The organism is Streptomyces sp. NRRL S-920 (assembly GCF_000717945.1).
GTDB classification, from domain to species: domain Bacteria; phylum Actinomycetota; class Actinomycetes; order Streptomycetales; family Streptomycetaceae; genus Streptomyces; species Streptomyces alboniger.
Genome location: NZ_JODF01000054.1, coordinates 1 through 20,095 on the forward strand (window position 1 = coordinate 1; position 20,095 = coordinate 20,095).

15 protein-coding genes and 1 riboswitch are annotated in these 20,095 nt (G+C 73.8%); of the genes, 10 read left to right on the plus strand and 5 right to left on the minus strand.

The window, feature by feature from the left end; translation table 11 throughout:
• The first annotated feature begins 307 nt into the window (after window positions 1–307).
• A complete protein-coding gene (locus tag IG54_RS0129080; protein WP_030791027.1) occupies window positions 308–1,198 on the plus strand; it encodes a neutral zinc metallopeptidase in 891 nt (296 codons plus the stop codon).
• A 41-nt stretch (window positions 1,199–1,239) separates the two neighbouring features.
• On the opposite strand, the gene IG54_RS0129085 is transcribed toward IG54_RS0129080, so the two are convergent.
• From IG54_RS0129085 to IG54_RS0129095, 3 genes are all read right to left on the minus strand, one after another.
• A complete protein-coding gene (locus IG54_RS0129085; RefSeq protein WP_078594644.1) occupies window positions 1,240–2,706 on the minus strand; it encodes a hypothetical protein in 1,467 nt (488 codons plus the stop codon).
• A gap of 88 nt (window positions 2,707–2,794) precedes the next feature.
• Window positions 2,795–3,931, minus strand: a complete 1,137-nt coding sequence (locus IG54_RS0129090) for an alpha/beta hydrolase family protein (RefSeq protein WP_030791031.1) — start codon at window positions 3,929–3,931, stop codon at window positions 2,795–2,797.
• A 95-nt stretch (window positions 3,932–4,026) separates the two neighbouring features.
• A complete protein-coding gene (locus IG54_RS0129095; RefSeq protein ID WP_037897937.1) occupies window positions 4,027–4,713 on the minus strand; it encodes a class II aldolase/adducin family protein in 687 nt (228 codons plus the stop codon).
• A 314-nt stretch (window positions 4,714–5,027) separates the two neighbouring features.
• Between IG54_RS0129095 and IG54_RS0129100 the strand changes: the two genes are divergently transcribed.
• From IG54_RS0129100 to IG54_RS0129130, 7 genes are all read left to right on the plus strand, one after another.
• Entirely contained in the window at window positions 5,028–6,329 is a 1,302-nt protein-coding gene (locus IG54_RS0129100; protein ID WP_030791035.1) for an inorganic phosphate transporter, read from the plus strand.
• A 12-nt stretch (window positions 6,330–6,341) separates the two neighbouring features.
• Complete coding sequence (locus IG54_RS0129105; protein WP_030791037.1) at window positions 6,342–6,566, plus strand: hypothetical protein; 225 nt, start codon at window positions 6,342–6,344, stop codon at window positions 6,564–6,566.
• Window positions 6,567–6,722: 156 nt separating this feature from the next.
• A riboswitch (cobalamin riboswitch) is annotated at window positions 6,723–6,860 on the plus strand.
• A gap of 109 nt (window positions 6,861–6,969) precedes the next feature.
• On the plus strand, window positions 6,970–7,923 hold the full coding sequence (locus tag IG54_RS0129110) for a cobalamin biosynthesis protein (RefSeq protein WP_030791041.1): 954 nt from the start codon (window positions 6,970–6,972) through the stop codon (window positions 7,921–7,923).
• A complete protein-coding gene (locus IG54_RS0129115) occupies window positions 7,920–9,428 on the plus strand; it encodes a cobyric acid synthase (RefSeq protein WP_030791044.1) in 1,509 nt (502 codons plus the stop codon). Before IG54_RS0129110 ends, IG54_RS0129115 begins: the two co-directional genes overlap by 4 nt.
• Window positions 9,429–9,489: 61 nt before the next feature.
• On the plus strand, window positions 9,490–11,556 hold the full coding sequence (locus IG54_RS0129120) for a putative cobaltochelatase (RefSeq protein WP_030791047.1): 2,067 nt from the start codon (window positions 9,490–9,492) through the stop codon (window positions 11,554–11,556).
• Window positions 11,556–12,164 carry a cob(I)yrinic acid a,c-diamide adenosyltransferase gene (gene cobO, locus IG54_RS0129125; protein WP_030791051.1) on the plus strand — a complete coding sequence of 203 codons (609 nt, stop codon included), beginning with the start codon at window positions 11,556–11,558 and terminating at the stop codon, window positions 12,162–12,164. Before IG54_RS0129120 ends, cobO begins: the two co-directional genes overlap by 1 nt.
• Window positions 12,158–13,597 carry a cobyrinate a,c-diamide synthase gene (locus tag IG54_RS0129130; RefSeq protein WP_030791054.1) on the plus strand — a complete coding sequence of 480 codons (1,440 nt, stop codon included), beginning with the start codon at window positions 12,158–12,160 and terminating at the stop codon, window positions 13,595–13,597. The genes cobO and IG54_RS0129130 overlap by 7 nt, the downstream gene beginning before the upstream one ends.
• 14 nt (window positions 13,598–13,611) lie before the next feature.
• Here the strand turns inward: IG54_RS0129130 and IG54_RS0129135 are convergent, their stop codons facing one another.
• Window positions 13,612–14,343: a ZIP family metal transporter gene (locus tag IG54_RS0129135; RefSeq protein WP_030791058.1), complete on the minus strand. Its 732-nt coding sequence runs from the start codon at window positions 14,341–14,343 to the stop codon at window positions 13,612–13,614.
• An 81-nt stretch (window positions 14,344–14,424) separates the two neighbouring features.
• Here IG54_RS0129135 and cobC point away from each other — a divergent pair, with 81 nt between their 5' ends.
• On the plus strand, window positions 14,425–15,897 hold the full coding sequence (gene cobC, locus IG54_RS0129140; RefSeq protein ID WP_078594646.1) for an Rv2231c family pyridoxal phosphate-dependent protein CobC: 1,473 nt from the start codon (window positions 14,425–14,427) through the stop codon (window positions 15,895–15,897).
• A 7-nt stretch (window positions 15,898–15,904) separates the two neighbouring features.
• On the opposite strand, the gene IG54_RS0129145 is transcribed toward cobC, so the two are convergent.
• Window positions 15,905–17,911 carry a flavin monoamine oxidase family protein gene (locus IG54_RS0129145; RefSeq protein ID WP_030791088.1) on the minus strand — a complete coding sequence of 669 codons (2,007 nt, stop codon included), beginning with the start codon at window positions 17,909–17,911 and terminating at the stop codon, window positions 15,905–15,907.
• 265 nt (window positions 17,912–18,176) lie between these two features.
• On the opposite strand from IG54_RS0129145, the gene IG54_RS0129150 reads away from it, so the two are divergent.
• Window positions 18,177–20,093, plus strand: coding sequence for a CASTOR/POLLUX-related putative ion channel (locus IG54_RS0129150; RefSeq protein WP_030791105.1), 1,917 nt, complete (start codon window positions 18,177–18,179; stop codon window positions 20,091–20,093).
• The last annotated feature ends 2 nt before the right edge of the window (window positions 20,094–20,095 follow it).

Genomic DNA, 20,095 nt, shown 5'->3' on the forward strand with positions numbered 1-20,095 from the left:
GGCTTGGCGTCCGGCGGGAGCGCGGTGGGGCCGGCGGTCGGTCGGAGCGTGGTGGGGGTGGTGGTCGGGGTGGGTGGCAGAGTGGTCATGATGCCCCCCCTTCGGTACCGCGGGCCCACGGATCAGGCGCAGAGCGTAGCGGCGGGGGCGGTGGGGGCTGTGCGACACGGCGGGGGGCGTGGTGCGCGTCCCCCGTTCGGACCTCCGTCCGGGGCCCCGGGAGAGCGGGCGTACCAGGATGAAGTGGCCGGAGTCCCGGTGCGGGGCGGCGGGTGCCGCTCCGGGTGCGACGCAGAGGGGTGCGCCCATGCAGTTCGACGACGACGCGAACCTGGACACCTCCGAGGTGCAGGACGTGCGCGGCAGCCGGATCCCCGGCGGCCGGGCGACCGTCGGCGGCGGCATCGCCGGCCTCATCGCGCTGGTGCTCGGCCTCGTCTTCGGAGTGGGCCCCGACCAGCTGGGCCTCTCGTCCGGCGACGAGGAGCCCGAGGCCTCGTCCTCGTCCCTGGCGCAGGTGCAGCAGAGCTGCCGCACGGGCCGGGACGCGAACACCAAGGACGACTGCCGCATCGTGGCGGTGGTCAACAGCGTCCAGGACTTCTGGCGCCCGGAGTTCCAGCGCAGGCGGGCGGCGTACTCCCCCGCGCCGACCGTCCTGTTCACCGGCCGCGTGGGCACCGCCTGCGGCGCGGCGACCTCGGCGGTCGGCCCCTTCTACTGCCCCGGCGACCGCAAGGTCTACCTGGACCTGGGCTTCTTCGACGAGCTGCGCACGAAGTTCGGCTCCAGCGGCGGCCCCTTCGCACAGGCATACGTCGTGGCCCACGAGTACGGGCACCACGTCCAGAACCTGACGGGCGTCCTGAGACGCTCCCAGGACGGCCGTACGGGCCGGGACAGCAACGCCGTGAAGGTCGAGTTGCAGGCGGACTGCTACGCCGGGGTCTGGGCGCGGCACGCGACCCGCAGCCCGGACGAGCGTACGGGCAAGCCGCTGATCAGCAGTCTTGACGAGGCGGACATCCAGGACGGCCTGGACGCGGCGGCCGCGGTCGGCGACGACCGGATCCAGGAGAAGTTCCAGGGGCGGGTCACCCCCGAGTCCTGGACGCACGGCTCGGCCGAGCAGCGCCAGCGGTGGTTCTACCAGGGCTATCGCACCGGCGATATGGGGCAGTGCGACACCTTCCGATGACCGTTTGGTGAGTACGTATCCGAGCTGCGCGGGCCTGAGACCTACTCCCCGCCGGTGTGCACCTGGAAGGCGGCGCGGCGCACGGCCTTGGCGAGCGCCGGATCGGGGTGGGCCGCGGCGAGGGCGACCAGGACCTGGACGGTGCGGGGGTGACCCGCGCGGCGGACCTCGTCGAGGAGGGCGGGGACGGTGGGCTGGACCGCCGACTCCAGGTGCCGGACGAGGAGTTGGGCCTCGCCGTGGTCGGCGACGGCCGCCGCGGTGTCGATCCACAGCCACGTGGACTCCTCGCGGGTCAGCACGAGGTGGACGTCCTCGGGGTCGGCGCCCTCCTGCTCGGCGAGCCACAGCAGGGCGTAGGGCCGCAGCGAGGCCTCGTCGAGGACGGCTCTGACCTCCGCCTCGGCCGGGGCGCCGACCACGCGCAGGGCCTCGAAGGCGAGGCCGCGCAGCAGGGCGTCCTGGCCGCGGGCGGCGGTGAGCAGGTCGGTGACGGCGCTGCCGACGGGGCGGGCGGCGAGCCAGGCGCGGTATTCGGCACGGGCCGCGTTGGGGCGCAGGCGGGCGCAGCCGCGCAGCATGTCCTCGGCGGACTGCTCGATGTGCCCGGCGGGGCTCTGCGCGGCGACGCAGATCTGCTCCAGCTTGACCCAGACCGCCCAGCTGCCGAGCGGGGTGAGCGTGGCCTGCCCCTCGGCGTAGGTGAGCGCGCCGACGGCCGCGAGGCCGTGCAGGGCCCAGTCGAGGAGGGCCGGGAGCGCTCCCGCCTCCTGCGGACGGTCGGCCGGGGTGGCCGCCTCGGGCTGGGGCTGGGGGCCGTAGGGGATCTCGCAGCGCTCGGTGCGCAGTTCCGTGACGCGCTGGTCCAGGAGGTCCAGCAGCTGCGGCACGGGGACGGGGCCCGCCGAGAGCTGGAGGAAGGAGAGGACCTGCGGCATGGCCTCGACGACCTCGGCGACCGCGCCGGGGGCGAGGTCGTCCGGCGCCGGGTGGGCCAGTGACCAGGCGTCGAAGAGCGCGACCCAGCCGCGCAGTACGGCGGTGTCGTCGCGGTCCCAGGCGCGCAGGCGCCAGCCGGGGCGGGCGCTGTCGCCGTGCACCTCGACGAGGCCCGCGAGGCGCGCGGTGTCCCAGTCGGCGCGGACCTGAGCGGGGGTCAGTCCCAGTTCGGCCGCGGCCCGTTCGGCGGTGGCGTCGGAGAGGGTGCCCTTCCCGCCGGGCTTCGCGCCGGTGCGGCCGGGCCCGGGGCGCAGGGCGGCGTCGGCCCAGCGGGCGACCCGCGCGGCGTCGGCGAGGACGGCGCGCGCCCGCCCTGCCAGCTCCGAGCGCGCGGGGGTGCCCTCGGGCGGGCGGGGCGCAGGACGGCGCGTGCGGCGGTTGCTCACCGCGCCGGGGGCGGCGGAGAGGGGCCGCGCTGGGTCGCGCTGGGCCTCTCCTCGCTTCTCTGCCCTCGGGTAGGGGGCGCGGACGAGTCGGAGCCTGGAGTCGCGCGGGGTACGGGACGTCACGGGAGCAGTCTTCCTGTTGACGGTCCGAAAACCCAAACGGAATGGCGACGGCTGCCTTCGCGGGGCCGTGCCGAGGGGGGCCGAGCGGTCACATCAAGGGGGTGAGGAAGCGGCGCAGCGCCTCTTCGTAGCCCGCCGGGTCGGCGTTCCACATGGCGCCGTGGGGGGCGCCGGGGACGACGCGGAGGGTGACCAGTTCCGGACGCCGCCGGGCCAGTTGACGGGAGAGGGCCCAGGGGGCGATGGCGTCGTCGGGGCCGTGCAGGAGGAGGGTCGGGACCTTCAGCGCGTCGGGGTCCGCGGCGGCGAGGACACGGTCGCCGCGCAGGCCCGTGCGGCCCTGGGCGGCGCGTACCGCGAGCGGCAGGAGCGGTCCCGGGGTGCGGCGGGCCGCGGCGAGGGCGCGCAGGGTGGTCTCCCAGTTGAGGACCGGGGAGTCGAGGACGAGGCCGCTGACGCGGTCGCGCAGCGCCGAATGGGCGGCGGCGTGCAGGCACATGGTGGCGCCGGTGGACCAGCCGTGCAGGATGACGTTGCGGGCGCCGTACCGCACGGCGTAGCGGATCGCGGCGTCCAGGTCGCGCCACTCCGTCTCGCCGAGATGGCCGAGGCCGTCCGCGGAGCGGGGCGCGCCCGGGTCGCCCCGGTAGGCGAGGTCGAGCACGGGGAGCCGCAGACCGCGCAGGAAGTCCATGACGACCATGGGGTGTTCGCGGGTGGTGCCGAGGCCGTGCACGGTGATGACCCAGGTGTCACGGACGCCGGGTACGAACCAGGCGGGCAGGCCGCCCAGCTCGCCGGGGATGTCGACGTCCGCGTGGTCGATGCCGAGCGCGGCGTGCGGGTCGCCGATGTGGACCTGCGGGGTGAGCCAGACCTTCGCGCCGGGTTCCAGGGTGCCGTGGGTGACGGCTTCGAGGCGGCGTACGACCGTGTCGGCCGCGTGCGGGGCGGACTCCAGGACGGGGCCGACGATCGCGTGGGTGCCGTTGCCGCTGAGGCCGTAGGTGCCGGGGCGCAGGCTCGCGAGGGCGCGGGTCAGGGAAATCTGGCCGGCGGCCGTGGCGTGCACGGTAAGACGGGGCTCCGTCGGCAGCGGACGGCCCGCCGGGGCCTTGAGGGCGGCGTCGCTGGCGAACCGGCCCGCCGCGATCGCGGCTGCGGCTGTCCCCAGGGCTGCTGTGACTGCGGTGACGGCCGCTGCCGTCGCTTTGGCTGGGCGCACTGTCCCAGTGTCCGGGGCGTCCGGCCCTGGGGCCAGTGGGCGGTGCTCACGGAGTGACCCGACGGAGGGGCTCAAGGGGGCGGCTCAGGGGCGGCTCAAGGGGGCGGCTGCTGGCCGTAGCCCCTCAGCTTGCCCTCCGCTTCTCTCAGACGTTCGGGAGAGAGAAGCGTCGGAGTGCGGCCCGGCACGGACGAGGCCGTGAGCCACAGGCGGGACATCCATTCCAGTTGCGCCGTGCGGTCGTACGCCTGGGCCAGGGATGCTCCGTAGGTGACGGTTCCGTGGTTCTGGAGGAGGCACCCCGTGCGGCCGCGCAGGGCCTGGAGCATGTTCCGCGCCAGCTCCTCGGTGCCGTAGAGCGCGTAGGGGGCGACCCGGACCGGGCCGCCGAGGGCGCCCGTCATGTAGTGGACCCCCGGCAGCTCGGGGACCAGCATGGAGACGGCCGTGGCGTGCACCGCGTGGGTGTGGACGACGGCCCTCGCGTCGGTGGCGCGGTAGATCGCGAGGTGCATGGGCAGCTCGCTGGTGGGCGCGAGGTCGCCGAGGACCTGCCGCCCCGCGAGGTCGACGCCGACCGCCCTGTCGGGGTCGTCGGGCCGCAGCCGGTCGTAGGGAACCCCGCTCGGGGTGACGAGGACCGTGTCGCCGACCCGCACCGAGACATTGCCCGAGGTGCCGACGACCAGGCCGTCCGTCACCGTCCTGCGGGCCGTCTCCACCAGCTCGCGCCATGCCCGCCCGACGGCGTCCCGCTCCGCGCCCTGCCGCTGCTCAGTCATGGGGCGATCCTGCCAGCCGGGCGCGCGGCCCCGAAGCGGCGTGACAAGGATCTCTTCCGCGACGCCGGAAACCCCCCGGGAACCCCTCTGACCGGGGCGCGAGAAGGGTGCGCGAGAGGGTGGTGGAAGGCGACACTCCGCCCGGATTCGTGGCCTGGCCGCGCCACTCCGTACGATCGTGATCAGTCACCTGATGGCAACGGAGCGGCGGCGCTCCACTTTGGGTCACCGCGCCGCCCGACCCAGTTCACTTTCCGTTCACCCAGGTTGCCTACGTTCCACATGCCACTGACGTCCAACAGAAGCCTGGGTAAATGGAACACATCACGCTTCTCCTCGGGATCGTGATCGTCACCGCTCTCGTGTTCGATTTCACGAACGGTTTCCACGACACTGCCAACGCGATGGCGACGACCATCTCGACCGGCGCTCTCAAGCCCAAGACGGCGGTGGCCATGTCCGCCGTGCTGAACCTCGTCGGAGCCTTCCTCTCCGTCGAAGTCGCCAAGACGATCTCAGGCGGGATCGTCAACGAGGACGGCCTCAAGACCGAGGTCATCTTCGCCGCGCTCGTCGGCGCGATCCTCTGGAATCTGCTGACCTGGCTGGTGGGCCTGCCCTCCAGCTCCTCCCACGCCCTCTTCGGCGGCCTCATCGGCGCCGCGGTCATGTCGATGGGCTGGTCGTCGATCAACGGCGGCACCGTCGTCACCAAGGTGCTGATCCCGGCCCTCGCCGCGCCGCTCGTGGCGGGTCTCGCCGCGACGCTGGCGACGCGACTGACGTACCGCATCGGCCGCAACACCGACACCAGGGCGACCGCCAAGGGCTACCGCGCGGGCCAGATCGCCTCCGCGGGCCTCGTCTCGCTGGCGCACGGCACGAACGACGCGCAGAAGACCATGGGCATCATCACGCTCGCGCTGGTCACCGGCGGTGTCCTGAACCCCGGCGCGAACCCCCCGATGTGGGTCATCGTCTCGGCCGGTGTGGCCATCGCCCTCGGCACCTACCTCGGCGGCTGGCGCATCATCCGCACCATGGGCAAGGGCCTCACCGACCTCCAGCCGCAGCAGGGCTTCGCCGCCCAGACCAGCGCCGCGACGGTCATCCTGGCCTCCTCGCACCTGGGCTTCTCGCTCTCCACCACGCAGTCCTGCTCCGGTGCCGTGATGGGCGCGGGCCTCGGCCGCAAGGGCGGCGTGGTCCGCTGGTCGACCGCGACCCGGATGTTCGTCGCGTGGGGTCTGACCCTGCCGGCCGCCGGTCTGGTCGGCGCGGGCGCCGAGTTCCTCACCAAGCAGGGCCCCTGGGGCATCGCGGTCACCGCGGCACTCCTGATCGCCGGCTCGGCCGTCATCTGGGCGCTCTCGCGGCGCAACTCCGTGGACCACACCAACGTCACCGACGACGAGATCCGCCACGGCCACGACACCGCGGGCGCCGAGCCCCTGGGCGTCGTGACCACCGCGATCGCCGCCGTCCAGCCGCCCCCGGCCGGCCCGCTGGCCGCCGTCGGGGCCCCCTCCGACGAACCGGTCAAGGCCACCATCGCGGCCCCGACCTCGACCACGACCGGCGCCATGGCGGACCCCGCCCGGCCCGCGACGGTGTAAGGACACATCAGCATGAACATCGACTGGGCAGCTCTCGGCTCCGTCTTCGGAGTCAGCCTCGCCGTGACGGTGGCTCTCGTGGGCCTGTTCACCCTCGGCATCATCGGTCTCTCCAAGCAGGAGACGGCGTCCGCGTCGGGCGGCGGCTCCGCGGCCATGGCGCGCACCGGCGCGTACGCCTGCTTCGCGCTGTGCGCGGCGGCCGTGGCGTACGGGATCTATCTGATCGTCGCCTGACGGCAGCGGTCCCCGGTGGGGGTGCGGGACGTGTACGCGTCCCGCACCCCCACCGTCGTATGCGGGACCTCGCTGTGAAGCACCGCTGTGAAGCACCGCTGTGGGGCTCCGCACACTCTCCCGCCGCAGGTCAACAGCGAGTTGACGGGCGTTCGCGGGGCGTGGTGGACTGCCGGGGCCAACTACGGCGGCAGAAGAGGAAGCCGGTGCGAATCCGGCGCGGTCCCGCCACTGTCACCGGGAAGCCACGACGCTCCCCGGAAGCCAGGAACTCTCGCCGCCGATCACGTCGAACCAGGGCGCGGACACCCTGAGTGAGGACATATCGCCATGCGCGGCCGCCCGTTGCCGGACCAGTTCCCGAGCGCCAGCTCCCTTCTCCGTACGACGACGGGCTGAGCCCATGAGTGCCGATCGCGACTTCGCGTACGGCGCCGCCGCCGGCCTCCTCGGCGACCTGCTGCTCGGCGATCCCCGCCGGGGCCATCCGGTCGCCGCGTTCGGTCGTACGGCGGCCGCCGTCGAGCGGGCGCTGTGGCGGGACCACCGCGGGTGGGGCGCGCTGCACGCCGTGGTCTGTGCCGGGGGCGCGGCGGGTGCCGCCACCCTCGCCGCTCGTCTTGTACGCCGTTCCCCCGCCGCGTCCGTCGCGCTGACCGCGGCCGCGACCTGGGCCGTGGTCGGCGGTACCTCGCTGGGCCGGGAGGCGCGGGCCATCGGCGGGGCGCTGGCCGCCGGTGACGTGGAGGTGGCGCGGGAGCGGCTGCCCCATCTGTGCGGGCGGGATCCGCAGGCGCTGGACTCCGACGGGATCGCGCGTGCCGTCGTCGAGTCCGTCGCCGAGAACACCTCCGACGCGGTGGTCGGCGCGCTGGTGTGGGGTGCCGTCGGCGGGGTGCCGGGGCTCGTCGCGTTCCGCGCCGTGAACACCCTCGACGCCATGGTCGGCCACAAGTCGCCCAAGTACCGCCGCTACGGCTGGGCCTCCGCCCGGCTCGACGACGTCCTCGGGTGGCCGGGGGCCCGGCTCACGGCCGCCCTGGCCGCTCTCGCGGGGGACGCGCCCGCCGGGGCCGTGCGGGCGTGGCGGGCCGATGCCGCGAAGCATCCGAGCCCCAACGCCGGGCCCGTCGAGGCGGCCTTCGCCGGGGCGCTGGGCGTACGGCTGGGCGGGACCCTGTCGTACGCGGGGCGCGTCGAGCACCGGCCCGTGCTGAACGCGGACGGCCGGGACGTCGGCGTCGAGGACATCGAGCGGGCCGTGAAGCTGTCGCGGCGGGTCGGCTGGCTGGCGCTGGGAGTCGCGGTGGCGGCCCGCCGGGCACTGCGGTCGACGAAGTCGAGGAGAGACATATGAGTGGTGGGCTGCTCGTCGCGGGGACCACCTCCGACGCGGGCAAGAGCGTCGTCACCGCCGGGATCTGCCGGTGGCTGACCCGCAAGGGCGTGTCCGTCGCGCCGTTCAAGGCACAGAACATGTCGCTCAACTCCTTCGTCACCCGCGAGGGAGCGGAGATCGGGCGGGCGCAGGCCATGCAGGCGCAGGCCGCCCGCGTCGAGCCGAGCGCGCTGATGAACCCCGTACTGCTCAAGCCGGGCAGCGACCGCTCCAGCCAGGTCGTGCTGATGGGCAAGCCGGTGGGCGAGATGAGCGCGCGCGGCTACCACGGGGGGCGGCAGGCCGCGCTGCTCGACACCGTCGTGGGATGCCTCGAGGAGTTGCGGGGCAGCTATGACGCCGTGATCTGTGAAGGGGCGGGCAGTCCCGCCGAGATCAATCTGCGGCGCACGGACATCGTGAACATGGGCATCGCGCGAGCCGCCCGCTTCCCCGTCCTGGTGGTCGGTGACATCGACCGCGGCGGGGTGTTCGCCTCCTTCTTCGGGACGACGGCGCTGCTGAGCGCGGCCGACCAGGAGCTGGTGGCGGGGTATCTCGTCAACAAGTTCCGGGGCGATGTCTCCCTCCTCGAACCCGGCCTCGACATGCTGCACGGCCTCACCGGGCGGCGCACGTTCGGTGTGCTGCCGTTCCGGCACGGGCTCGGCATCGACGAGGAGGACGGCCTGCGGGTCTCCCTGCGCGGCGCCGTACGGGAGTCCGCGGTGGCGCCCCCGGTCGGCGAGGACGTGCTGCGGGTCGCGGTGTGCGCGGTGCCGCTGATGTCCAACTTCACGGACGTGGACGCGCTGGCCGCGGAGCCGGGTGTCGTCGTGCGGTTCGTGGACCGGGCCGAGGAGCTGGTCGACGCCGACCTCGTGGTCGTACCGGGAACACGCGGCACCGTGCGGGCCCTTGAGTGGCTGCACGAGCGCGGTCTCGCGGACGCCCTCGCGCGCCGCGCCGCCGAGGGGCGGCCGGTGCTCGGGATCTGCGGCGGCTTCCAGGCCCTCGGCGAGCACATCGAGGACGAGGTCGAGTCGCGGGCGGGCTCGGTGGACGGCCTCGGGCTGCTGCCGGTGCGGGTGCGGTTCGCCCGCGAGAAGACGCTGGCGAGACCGGTGGGCGAGGCCCTCGGCGAGCCGGTCGAGGGGTACGAGATCCATCATGGCGTCGCCGACGTCACGGGTGGGGAGCCTTTCCTCGACGGCTGCCGGGTCGGCGAGGTGTGGGGCACGCACTGGCACGGGTCGCTGGAGAGCGACGCGTTCCGGCGCCGGTTCCTCACCGAGGTGGCGCGCGCGGCCGGGCGCCGCTTCGTCCCCGCCCCGGACACCTGCTTCGGCGCGCTGCGCGAGGAGCAGCTCGACCTGCTCGGTGACCTGATCGAAGAACACGCGGACACGGACGCGCTCCTTGGCCTGATCGAGAACGGCCCGCCGGCCGGGCTGCCGTTCATCGCGCCCGGAGCGCCGTCGTGAGCGCCGTACTCGCCGGCGTTCTCGTGAGCGCCGCACCGCACCACCGCTTCAAGGAGGCTCTGTGAGTACCCCGTACCCGTTCACCGCTCTCGTCGGGCAGGACGACCTGCGGCTCGCGCTCTTGCTGAACGCCGTCTCGCCCGCCGTCGGCGGCGTACTCGTACGGGGTGAGAAGGGCACCGCCAAGTCCACCGCCGTACGCGCCCTCTCGGCGCTGCTGCCCGAGGTGCCGGTCGTCGCCGGGTGCCGCTTCTCGTGCGACCCCGCGGCGCCCGACCCGAACTGCCCCGACGGCCCGCACGAGGCGGGCGGTGGCACGGCGCGCCCCGCGCGCATGGTGGAGCTGCCGGTCGGCGCGTCCGAGGACCGCCTCGTCGGCGCCCTCGACATCGAGCGGGCACTCGCGGAGGGCGTGAAGGCCTTCGAGCCCGGACTGCTCGCCGACGCGCACCGGGGCATCCTCTACGTCGACGAGGTCAATCTTCTCCACGACCACCTGGTCGACCTCCTCCTGGACGCCGCCGCCATGGGCGCCTCGTACGTGGAGCGCGAGGGCGTCTCCGTGCGGCACGCCGCCCGCTTCCTGCTCGTCGGCACCATGAACCCCGAAGAGGGCGAGCTGCGGCCGCAGTTGCTCGACCGGTTCGGCCTCACCGTCGAGGTGGCGGCGTCCCGCGAGACGGACCAGCGCGTCGAGGTCGTCCGGCGGCGGCTCGCGTACGACGACGACCCCGAGGGGTTCGCCGGGCGCTGGGCCGAGGACGAGACCGCGCTGCGGGAGCGGGTCGTGGCGGCGCGTGCGCTCCTCCCCCAAGTGACCTTGGGCGACGGCGCGTTGCGGCAGATCGCGGCGACCTGCGCGGCCTTCGAGGTCGACGGGATGCGCGCGGACATCGTGATGGCCCGCACGGCGACGGCGCTGGCCGCCTGGGCCGGGCGTACGGACGTGGAGAGCGAGGACGTGCGGCAGGCCGCGCTGCTCGCACTGCCGCACCGCAGGCGCCGCAATCCCTTCGACGCGCCGGGGCTCGACGAGGACAAGCTCGACGAGACGCTGGAGGAGGCACGCGAGGACGAGGCGCCCGAGCCGCCCGAGGACGATCCCGACGGGGGCGGTCCCGGTGACGACGGTGGCGGTGGCGGCGGGCAGCCCCCGGAGGGCGGCGGCCCCGACGCCCCGGAACTCCCTTCCCAGCAGCAGGGTCCCGGCTCCGACGAGGCACCGCAGGCCCCCCAGGAACCGGCCCCGACCGCCGGCCCCGGAGGCTCCGGTGAGCAGCAGCCCGTACGCGCCGCCGAGCCCTTCCGCACGAAGATGCTCAGCGTGCCCGGCATCGGCGAGGGCGCGGCCGGGCGGCGCTCCCGCGCCCGTACCGAGCACGGGCGTACGACGGGCTCGCGTCGGCCGCAGGGCGCGCTGACCAAGCTGCACCTGGCGGCGACCGTGCAGGCCGCGGCCCCGCACCAGAAGGCCCGTGGCCGCTCCGGCGCCGGTCTCGTCGTCCGCCGTGACGATCTGCGGCAGGCGACGCGGGAGGGCCGTGAGGGCAACCTCGTGCTGTTCGTCGTGGACGCCTCCGGGTCGATGGCGGCGCGGCAGCGGATGAGCGCCGTCAAGGGCGCCGTGCTCTCCCTCCTCCTCGACGCCTACCAGCGGCGCGACAAGGTGGGTCTGGTGACGTTCCGCGGCAAGGACGCCGAGGTCGCGCTGCCGCCGACGTCGTCGGTGGACGCGGCCGCCGCCCGGCTCGAAACACTGCCGACCGGCGGGCGCACCCCGCTGGCGGCGGGCCTGCTGAAGGCTCACGACGTGCTGCGGATCGAGCGGCTGCGGGACGCTGCGCGGCGGCCGCTGGTGGTCGTGGTGACGGACGGGCGTGCCACGGGCGGCGTGGAGCCGGTGGCGCGGGCGGGGCGCGCGGCACGGCTGTTCGCGGCCGAGGGTGTCGCCTCGGTGGTCGTGGACTGCGAGTCGGGTTACGTACGGCTGGGTCTGGCCGGGCAGTTGGCGGGCGAGCTGGGCGGGACGGCCGTGACGCTCGACGAGCTGCGGGCGGACTCGATCGCCGGTCTCGTCAAGGACGTACAAGGAACCCGTGCGGGTTCGACTTCGAGGAGGGCCGCTTAATGCCGCAGGGACAGCCGAGTGTCGTACCGGACGACGGGCTCACGACGCGCCAGCGCCGCAACCGCCCGCTCGTCTTCGTCCACACGGGCATCGGCAAGGGCAAGTCGACCGCTGCGTTCGGGCTCGCGCTGCGGGCCTGGAATCAGGGGTGGCCGATCGGTGTCTTCCAGTTCGTGAAGTCGGCGAAGTGGAAGGTCGGCGAGGAGAACGCGCTGAAGGTGCTCGGCGCCTCCGGTGAGGGCGGCACGGTCGCCTGGCACAAGATGGGCGAGGGCTGGTCGTGGATCCAGCGCGCTCCCGCCGAGGGCGAGTTGACCAATGAGGACAAGGCCCGCGAGGGCTGGGAGCAGGTCAAGCGGGACCTCGCCGCCGAGACGTACAAGCTGTACGTCCTCGATGAGTTCGCCTACCCGATGCACTGGGGGTGGATCGACACGGACGAGGTCGTGGAGGTGCTGCGGGACCGGCCGGGCACCCAGCATGTCGTCATCACCGGCCGCAACGCGCCGCAGAAGTTGATCGACTTCGCGGACCTCGTCACCGACATGTCCAAGGTCAAGCACCCCATGGACGCCGGGCAGAAGGGGCAGAGGGGCATCGAGTGGTAGCTCGCCTCGTCATCGCGGCGCCGTCGTCGGGCAGCGGCAAGACGACCGTCGCGACGGGCCTGATGGCCGCCTTCGCGGCGGCCGGGCTCGCCGTCTCCCCGCACAAGGTGGGGCCGGACTACATCGACCCCGGCTACCACGCCCTGGCGACCGGTCGTCCCGGCCGCAACCTCGACGCGTACCTGTGCGGCCCCGAGCTGATCGAGCCGCTGTTCGCGCACGGCTCCGCCGGGTGCGATCTCGCCGTGATCGAGGGCGTGATGGGGATGTACGACGGGGCCGCGGGCCAGGGCGAACTGGCCTCCACGGCGCATGTCGCCAAGCTGCTGCGGGCGCCGGTGGTGCTGGTCGTCGACGCGTCGTCGCAGTCGCGTTCGGTGGCGGCGCTGGTGCACGGCTTCGCCTCGTGGGACCCCGAGGTGCGGGTCGCGGGCGTCATCCTCAACAAGGTCGGCTCGGACCGGCACGAGGTGCTGCTGCGGGAGGCCTTGGAGGAGTCCGGGGTGCCGGTGCTCGGCGCGCTGCGTCGCGCTCCCCAGGTGCGGGCTCCCTCGCGGCATCTGGGGCTCGTGCCGGTCGCCGAGCGACGGGCGGAGGCGGTGGAGTCCGTCGCCGCGTTGGCCTCGCAGGTGCGGGACGGTTGCGACCTCGGCGCACTTCTCGCCCTGGCACGCGGTGCGCCGTCCCTGCCGGGTGAGGTGTGGGACCCTGCGACGGGGCTCGGTGCGTCACCGGCTTCGCCGAGTTCGTCCTCAAACTCCCCCAAGCTCTCAATGAGCAGGGAGGGACCCCCTCGACGGGCTGGATCCCCCCCGGCCGGGCCCAAAGGGCAGCGACCCGTCGTCGCCGTCGCCGGTGGGGCCGCCTTTACGTTCTCGTATGCCGAGCACGCTGAGCTGCTGGCCGCCGCCGGGGCCGAGGTCGTACCGTTCGACCCGCTCCACGACGAGGAGCTGCCGGAGGGGACCGCCGGGCTGGTCATCGGAGGCGGGTTCCCCGAGGTGTACGCGCCCGAGCTGTCCGCCAACGAGCCGCTGCGCAAGGCCGTCGCGGAGCTGGCGGCGTCGGGGGCGCCCGTGGCCGCCGAGTGCGCGGGGCTGCTCTACCTCTCCCGGGAGCTGGACGGGAAGCCGATGTGCGGGGTCCTCGACGCGCGGGCGCGGATGTCGCAGCGGCTGACGCTGGGCTATCGCGAGGCCGTCGCCGTGTCGGACAGTGTGCTCGCGGCGGCGGGGACGCGGATGCGGGGCCACGAGTTCCACCGCACGGTCGTCGAGCCCGGCGCCGGGGCGGCCGCCGCGTGGGGCCTGCACGCCCCCGAGCGGCGCGTCGAAGGCTTCGTACAGGGGAACGTCCACGCCAGCTATCTGCACACGCACTGGGCCGCTCGGCCGGACATCGCGCGCCGCTTCGTCGAGAGCTGTACCCCGTGAACGCGCGGGGCCGCTCACTCGGCGATGCCCACCACGGCCCAGATGAACGCCGCGCCCGCCACCGTGCACAGCAGCGTCGAGCGGGCCGGGTGGTCGTGGTGCGCCTCGGGCAGGATCTCGGCGGCCGCGAGGTACAGCAGCGCCCCGCCGAAGAAGCCGAGATAGCCGCCGAGGGGTCCCTCCGGGATGGTGACGAGCAGGGTCGACGCGGCGCCCACCACCGGGGCCACCGCGTCCGCGAACAGCATCGCGAGGGCCTTGCGGCGGGCGTTCCCGTACAGGCTCGTGATCGTGTACGTGTTGAAGCCGTCCGCGAAGTCATGGGCGATGACCGCGAGCGCCACGGCCGCGCCCATGCCGCCGCCCACCTGGAAGGCGGCGCCGATGGCGACGCCGTCCATGACGCTGTGGCCCACCATCGCGGCGGCCGCCGTGAGCCCCACCTGGGGGACCCGGGCGTTCCCGTGCCCGCCGGCGCCGTGCGCGGCCTGCCGGACCGCGAGGAGGCGCTCCACCAGGTGGGCGAAGAGGAAACCGGCCACGAAGAAGAGCAGGGCCGCCGGGACGCCGAACACCGGCTCGCCGGCGGCGTCCAGCGCCTCCGGCAGCAGGTCGAGGCCGACGACCCCGAGCATCAGGCCGCCCGCGAGCCCCAGGACGAGGTGGCGCCGGTCGGTGACCCGCTGGGCCGTCCAGCCGCCCACCAGGGTCATGAGGAAGGCGCCGAGCGCCACGAACACCGCCATGGGCCCTTGCTAGCCGATTGACCCCGTTTCACGCGCATCCCGCACCCCGTGTCCCCCCACCTCCTCAGAAAGGACCCCTCCATGGCTGACGTCCCGGTTCTCGTCGTAGGCGTCGGCGCCTGCGAGGACGCTCCGCCGGAGGAGGTGCTCGGGCTCGTGCGGGACGCGGTGCGCGAGGCCGGTTTCTCCGAAGGGGCCGTCGCCGAGCTGGCGACGGTCGACGTGAAGGCCGAGGAGCCGGGGATCGTCGGGGCGGCGGCGCGGCTCGGGGTGCCGCTCGTGGCGTACTCGGCGCGTGAGCTGGCGGCCGTGCGGGTGCCGAATCCGTCCCTCGCGGCGCGGGCGGCGGTGGGGACGCCGTCCGTGGCGGAGGCGGCGGCGCTGCGGGGCGGCGGCGAACTCCTCGTCCCCAAACGGAAGTCGGCGCCGGTGGGGCGCCCGTCGATGGCGACGTGCGCGGTGGCCCGCCGCGGCGGCGCGGCAGGGGGGCCCGGCCTCGGCCACGACCTGCGCCACCACGGGGACGCGGAGGTGCGGGACGACGGCGCGGACCTCACCGACCTCGCGGTGAACGTACGGGCCGGCACTCCCCCGGCGTGGCTGAAGGAGGTCGTCGCCTCCTCCCTGGACGGCCTGGCCGCCTATCCGGACGGCAGGCAGGCGCGGGAGGCGGTGGCGGAGCGGCACGGCGTGACCCCGGACCGCGTGCTGCTCACGTCGGGCGCGGCGGAGGCCTTCGTACTCATCGCGCGGGGCCTGAAGATCCGTCACCCTGTCGTCGTGCACCCGCAGTTCACGGAGCCGGAGGCGGCTCTGCGGGATGCCGGGTACGAGGTGGGGCGGGTGCTGCTGCGGGAGGAGGGCGGGTTCCGGCTGGACGGGTCGGCGGTGGTTCCGGAGGAGGCCGACCTCGTGGTCGTCGGCAATCCGACGAACCCGACGTCCGTCCTCCACCCGGCCGCTTCGATCGCCGCGCTGGCGCGGCCCGGCCGGATCCTGGTGGTGGACGAGGCGTTCATGGACGCGGTGCCGGGTGAGCGGGAGGCGCTGGCGGGCCGTACGGACGTGCCCGGCCTGGTCGTGCTGCGCAGCCTCACGAAGACGTGGGGCCTGGCCGGGCTCCGCATCGGCTACGTCCTCGCCTCCCCCGACGTGATTACGACGCTCACCCGGGCGCAGCCGCTGTGGCCGGTGTCCACGCCGGCGCTGGTGGCGGCGCGGGCGTGTGTCGGCCCGCGGGCCCTGGCGGAGGCCGGCCACGCGGCGCACCGCGTCGCGGCGGACCGGTCGCACCTCCTCGCGGGCCTGGCGAGGCTGGCCCCGCTCGGGGTCCGCGCGGTGGGCCCCGCGGAGGGGCCTTTCGTGCTGGTCCGCGTGCCCGACGCGCTGGGGGTACGGGACCGTCTGCGGGAGCGGGGCTTCGCCGTACGGCGTGGCGATACGTTCCCCGGCCTGGGGCCGGACTGGATCCGCCTGGCGGTCAGGGACCGCACCACATCGGACCGCTTCCTCGCGGCGCTGGGCGCGGTGCTGGGCGCGGCGCCGGGCTCTTAGTGTCCTCTTAGCGGCCGTCTCCTCCCGTGTGGATCTCCAGGGCGGTGCGTACGGCGGACTCCACGGCTCCCTCGATCCACGCGGGTTTGACGGACGTGTGGTCCCCGGCGAAGTGCAACGGCCCTTCGGGCACGGGGATGGCGGGCAGAATCTCGGTGTGCTGGCCGGGCAGGAGCACGGACGCCTCTCCGTAGGCGTAGGGGTCGCGCAGCCAGCTCTGGGTGCGGCCCGCACCCGTGTAGAAGACCTCGATGCGCTGGCCGTAGACCTGCTGGAGGCCGCACAGGGCGTACGGGTACCGCGCCTCGTCGTCCAGTGAGTCCCAGCGCCGCGCGTCATCGGCCCAGCTGTAGGAGGCCAGGACGACGCCTCCCGCGCTGCCCGGGACCGGATGGGAGGGGTGGAACATGAACCGGTTGGCGTTGTCCGACACCGAGCCGCCTCCCGTGACGTCGACCGCCTCCGGCTGTTCGCGGGCGAGCACGCGGTTGGCGGCGTAGTGGGTGCGCTGGCCCGCTGTGATGTGTCCGGCGGGCACGGAGGGGTGGGCTCCAAGGAGGCTGCCGTCCGCCGTCGCCCGGCCGGTGCGGTAGGCGTCGTACAGCTCGGGGTCGATGCGGCGCAGCTCCCGTTTCCAGTCGGCCTCGTCGAACTCCCACCAGCGGCGGCTGAACTCAAGCAGCACCTTGGTCGCGCTGTCGTAGTGCAGTTCGCCGATCGCCCGGCGCTTGGCGTACGACAGGGCCGGGGTCACCTGTACGTGGCGCAGCCCGGAGAAGGGCACGGTGACCACGGCGACGTCCGCGGTGAACTGCTCGCGTACGACCGGGCGTCCGCGCCCCTCCGACACCGTGTCCACCCACACGTGCGGGCCCCTGCCGCGGACGTGCTCGGCGTCCTGCGAAGGGCGGTCGGGGTGGTGGTACTGGATGCGGGTGACCCGGCGGTCGAAGCGCACGTTCTTGCGGACGCGTTCCAGCAGGGCGTCCGGCAGGACGGCCGTGCCCCCCTCCAACTCGTAGAAGGGCGTGCTGGGGCTGATGAGGGAGGAGCCGATGAAGCTGTGGATGAAGGACAGCGGGAGGCGGGAGGTGAGGTTCTCCAGGGTGCCGATCAGGTCGATGGTCCGTTCGTCGAGGCCGGCGTGTTCGGTGAGGAAGCGGAACATCGACCAGTCACCGAACCGCCGCACCACCCGGGCCCAGCCCCGCAACCGCTCGGGCAGCGGCTTGTCGACCCGTCCGCCGTCGTGGCCGAGGTAGCTGAATTCGTCGCGCACCGGGTCCAGCGCGGAGCGCAGGATGGCGGCGGCCGGGGTGTCCCAGTGGGCCCGGGGGACGCCGAACGAGCGGTTCACGCGCCGGGGCGCGCGTGCGTAGTCGGCACGCCGTACGCGGATGCCGTTGACGTGGATCCAGGTGCGGTGGGCGGGGCGTCCCTCGCTGTCGACGTCCACGTAGTGGAACCGCCGCTTCTTCAGGGCGAGCTGGTCGATCAGTTCCATCACCAGGGGGTGGCTGCCCGGGATGCGCATCGCGCCCGCTTCGGCGTACTGGCGGGGGTCGGCGAAGGGCTGCTCGGCGTTCTCGTGCCCGCCGCGGCGGAAGGTCTTGATCCGCCCGCCCGCCCGGTTGCCGTTGGCTTCCAGCACCGTCACGCGGTGGCCGGCCCTGGTCAGCAGCCAGGCGGCCACAAGCCCGGCCGGTCCGGCGCCGATGACCAGGACGTTCTTGGGCCGTGAACGTCGATGCGCCGGCAGCCCCTTCTGGAGGACGCTCTGGTAGCGCGGGACGAGGGGACGGTCGTCGGAGTCCAGTACGAGGAGCGCGCGAGCGACGGCCAGACACCGGTCGAAGTCGGCACCAGGGCTTTCCCTCGGGAGGGCCGGTGCGGGCAGAGCCGCGGCGGCGCCGCCGGACAGAGCCATGGCCACGGGGGTCGCGCCCGCCACCGCCGTGAAGCCCCTCCGGGAGAGATTGCCGTCCGAACGCGCCACTGCCTGATCTTCAGTCATGGCCGCCTTTGTACAGGTGGCCGCGCGCGGAGGCCCGCCCCCTGACCGGGTGTTGACCCGAAGGAACCACGCGGTGGCGAACCCTGACGTCACCACGGGAACCGCCGGTGGCAAGGGCACGGGACCCGAAAGGGTGAACGCCACGTGGTCTCCGTCTGCCGTGGTGAGTAGCCGCCCGGCGGTGCGATACGACTATCCACGTCCGTCCTGACGACTATCCACGTCCGTCCTGCGAGCGGGCGAGGAGGGAGAGGGAGGGGGAAGGATGGTCCGGCGGCGCACTCCGTTCGGTGACAGGGCCCGGTACTGGTTCGACAGCACCCTGGCCCGCGGTGCCGCCGCTCTCGTCCTGTGGATGGCGCTGCTGTGCCTGGCCATCGTCCTCCCGGCCAGCGCGGTGCTGGCATGGACCGACCCCGACGTGCCGGCGTCCCTGGCGGACCGGCTGGCGCAGGTGTGGCGCCACACGGGGCGGACCCTGCGGCTGGGTGGCGCGACGGGCCCTCCGCTGCGGGTGGCGATGTCGGTACTGCTCGCGCTGGTCACCCTGCTGTACGTCTCGGCCCTCGTCGGCCTGATCACGGCGGCGCTGACGGAGCGGCTCACCGCGTTGCGCCGAGGCCGTTCCACCGTGCTCGAAGCAGGGCACGCCGTGGTCCTGGGCTGGTCGGAGCAGGTCTTCACGGTGGTGAGCGAGCTGGTGGCCGCCAACGCCAACCAGCGGCGGGCTGCGGTGGTCGTGCTGGCCGACCGGGACAAGACCGTCATGGAGGAGGCCCTGCACACGAAGGTGGGTCCCCTCGGCCGTACGCGGCTGATCTGCCGCAGCGGACCCACCACCGACCCGGCCGTGTTACCCCTGACGAACCCCGCCGAGGCCGGTGTCGTGCTGGTCATGCCCCGCGACGAGCCCGCTGCCGACGCCGAGGTGGTCAAGACGCTGCTGGCCCTCAGGGCGGCCCTGTCCGAGGCGGCCACCCGTCCGGCCGTCGTCGCCGCCGTCCGGGACGACAGCTACCGGCTGGCCGCCCAACTCGCCGCCGGGCCGGGCAGCGTCATTCTGGAGAGTGACACCGTCACCGCCCGGTTGATCGTCCAGGCCGCGCGCCACCCCGGGCTCTCCCTCGTCCACCAGGAACTCCTCGACTTCGCCGGCGACGAGTTCTACCTGGTCGCCGAACCGGCCCTGGCCGGACGCCCGTTCGGTGACGCGCTGCTGTCCTACGCCACGTCGAGCGCCGTCGGGATGATGCGCGATGACACCCCCCTGCTCAACCCGGCGCCGGACACGGTCATCGCTCCGGACGACCTGCTCATCGTCATCTCCCGTGACGACGACACGGTCTGGCTGGACGACTGCGCGGAGTTGGCCGAGGAGGCGGCCATGGCATCCGGCCCTCCGACGCCCGCCCGAGCGGAGCGCGTTCTTCTCCTGGGCTGGAATCGCCGGGCACCGCTCATGGTCGATCAGCTGCGACGCCGCTCCCGGCCCGGGTCCGCCGTCGACGTGGTGACGGACCACGGGGAAGCGACGGTCGGGGAGGTGGACGAGGCCGTCGCGGACAGCGCCGGTGAGCTGAGCCTGACCCTGCACCACGGAGACGTCACCCGCCCGGAGACCCTGCGGCGACTGGACCTCTACTCCTACGACAGCGTGATCGTGCTCGGCCGCGACCCCGCCCCCGTCCCGGCCCCCGCCCTCGGACAGTCACCGGACGACCCCGACAACCGCACGCTCGTCACCCTCCTGCTGCTGCGCCGACTGGAGGAGACGAGCGGGCGCGAACTGCCGGTCGTCACCGAGCTGATCGACGACCGCAACCGGGCGCTGGCCCCCATCGGCCCCGGTGCCGATGTGATCATCAGCGGCAAGTTCATCGGTCTGCTCATGGCGCAGATCTCCCAGAACCGGCACCTGGCGGCGGTGTTCGAGGAACTGTTCTCCGCCGACGGCACCGGGGTCCGCCTGCGGCCCGCCACCGACTATGTGCTGCCCGGAAGCGAGACGCCCTTCGCCACGGTCGTGGCCGCGGCCCGGCGGCGCCGCGAATGCGCCATCGGCTACCGGATTCACGGCGACACGTCGACGGCCCCCCGCTACGGCGTCCGGATCAATCCGCCCAAGGACGAGCGGCGCCGCTGGTCGGCCGAGGACGAAGTGATCGTCATCGGCGGGGACTGACG

Bases quoted from the DNA above. Each gene is read 5' to 3' on its own strand.
- IG54_RS0129080 (WP_030791027.1), top strand. From the start codon at position 308: ATGCAGTTCGACGACGACGCGAACCTGGACACCTCCGAGGTGCAGGAC.
- IG54_RS0129095 (WP_037897937.1), bottom strand. From the start codon at position 4,713: ATGACTGAGCAGCGGCAGGGCGCGGAGCGGGACGCCGTCGGGCGGGCA.
- IG54_RS0129100 (WP_030791035.1), top strand. From the start codon at position 5,028: ATGGAACACATCACGCTTCTCCTCGGGATCGTGATCGTCACCGCTCTC.
- IG54_RS0129105 (WP_030791037.1), top strand. From the start codon at position 6,342: ATGAACATCGACTGGGCAGCTCTCGGCTCCGTCTTCGGAGTCAGCCTC.
- IG54_RS0129110 (WP_030791041.1), top strand. From the start codon at position 6,970: ATGAGTGCCGATCGCGACTTCGCGTACGGCGCCGCCGCCGGCCTCCTC.
- IG54_RS0129115 (WP_030791044.1), top strand. From the start codon at position 7,920: ATGAGTGGTGGGCTGCTCGTCGCGGGGACCACCTCCGACGCGGGCAAG.
- cobO (WP_030791051.1), top strand. From the start codon at position 11,556: ATGCCGCAGGGACAGCCGAGTGTCGTACCGGACGACGGGCTCACGACG.
- IG54_RS0129135 (WP_030791058.1), bottom strand. From the start codon at position 14,343: ATGGCGGTGTTCGTGGCGCTCGGCGCCTTCCTCATGACCCTGGTGGGC.
- cobC (WP_078594646.1), top strand. From the start codon at position 14,425: ATGGCTGACGTCCCGGTTCTCGTCGTAGGCGTCGGCGCCTGCGAGGAC.
- IG54_RS0129145 (WP_030791088.1), bottom strand. From the start codon at position 17,911: ATGACTGAAGATCAGGCAGTGGCGCGTTCGGACGGCAATCTCTCCCGG.
- IG54_RS0129150 (WP_030791105.1), top strand. From the start codon at position 18,177: ATGGTCCGGCGGCGCACTCCGTTCGGTGACAGGGCCCGGTACTGGTTC.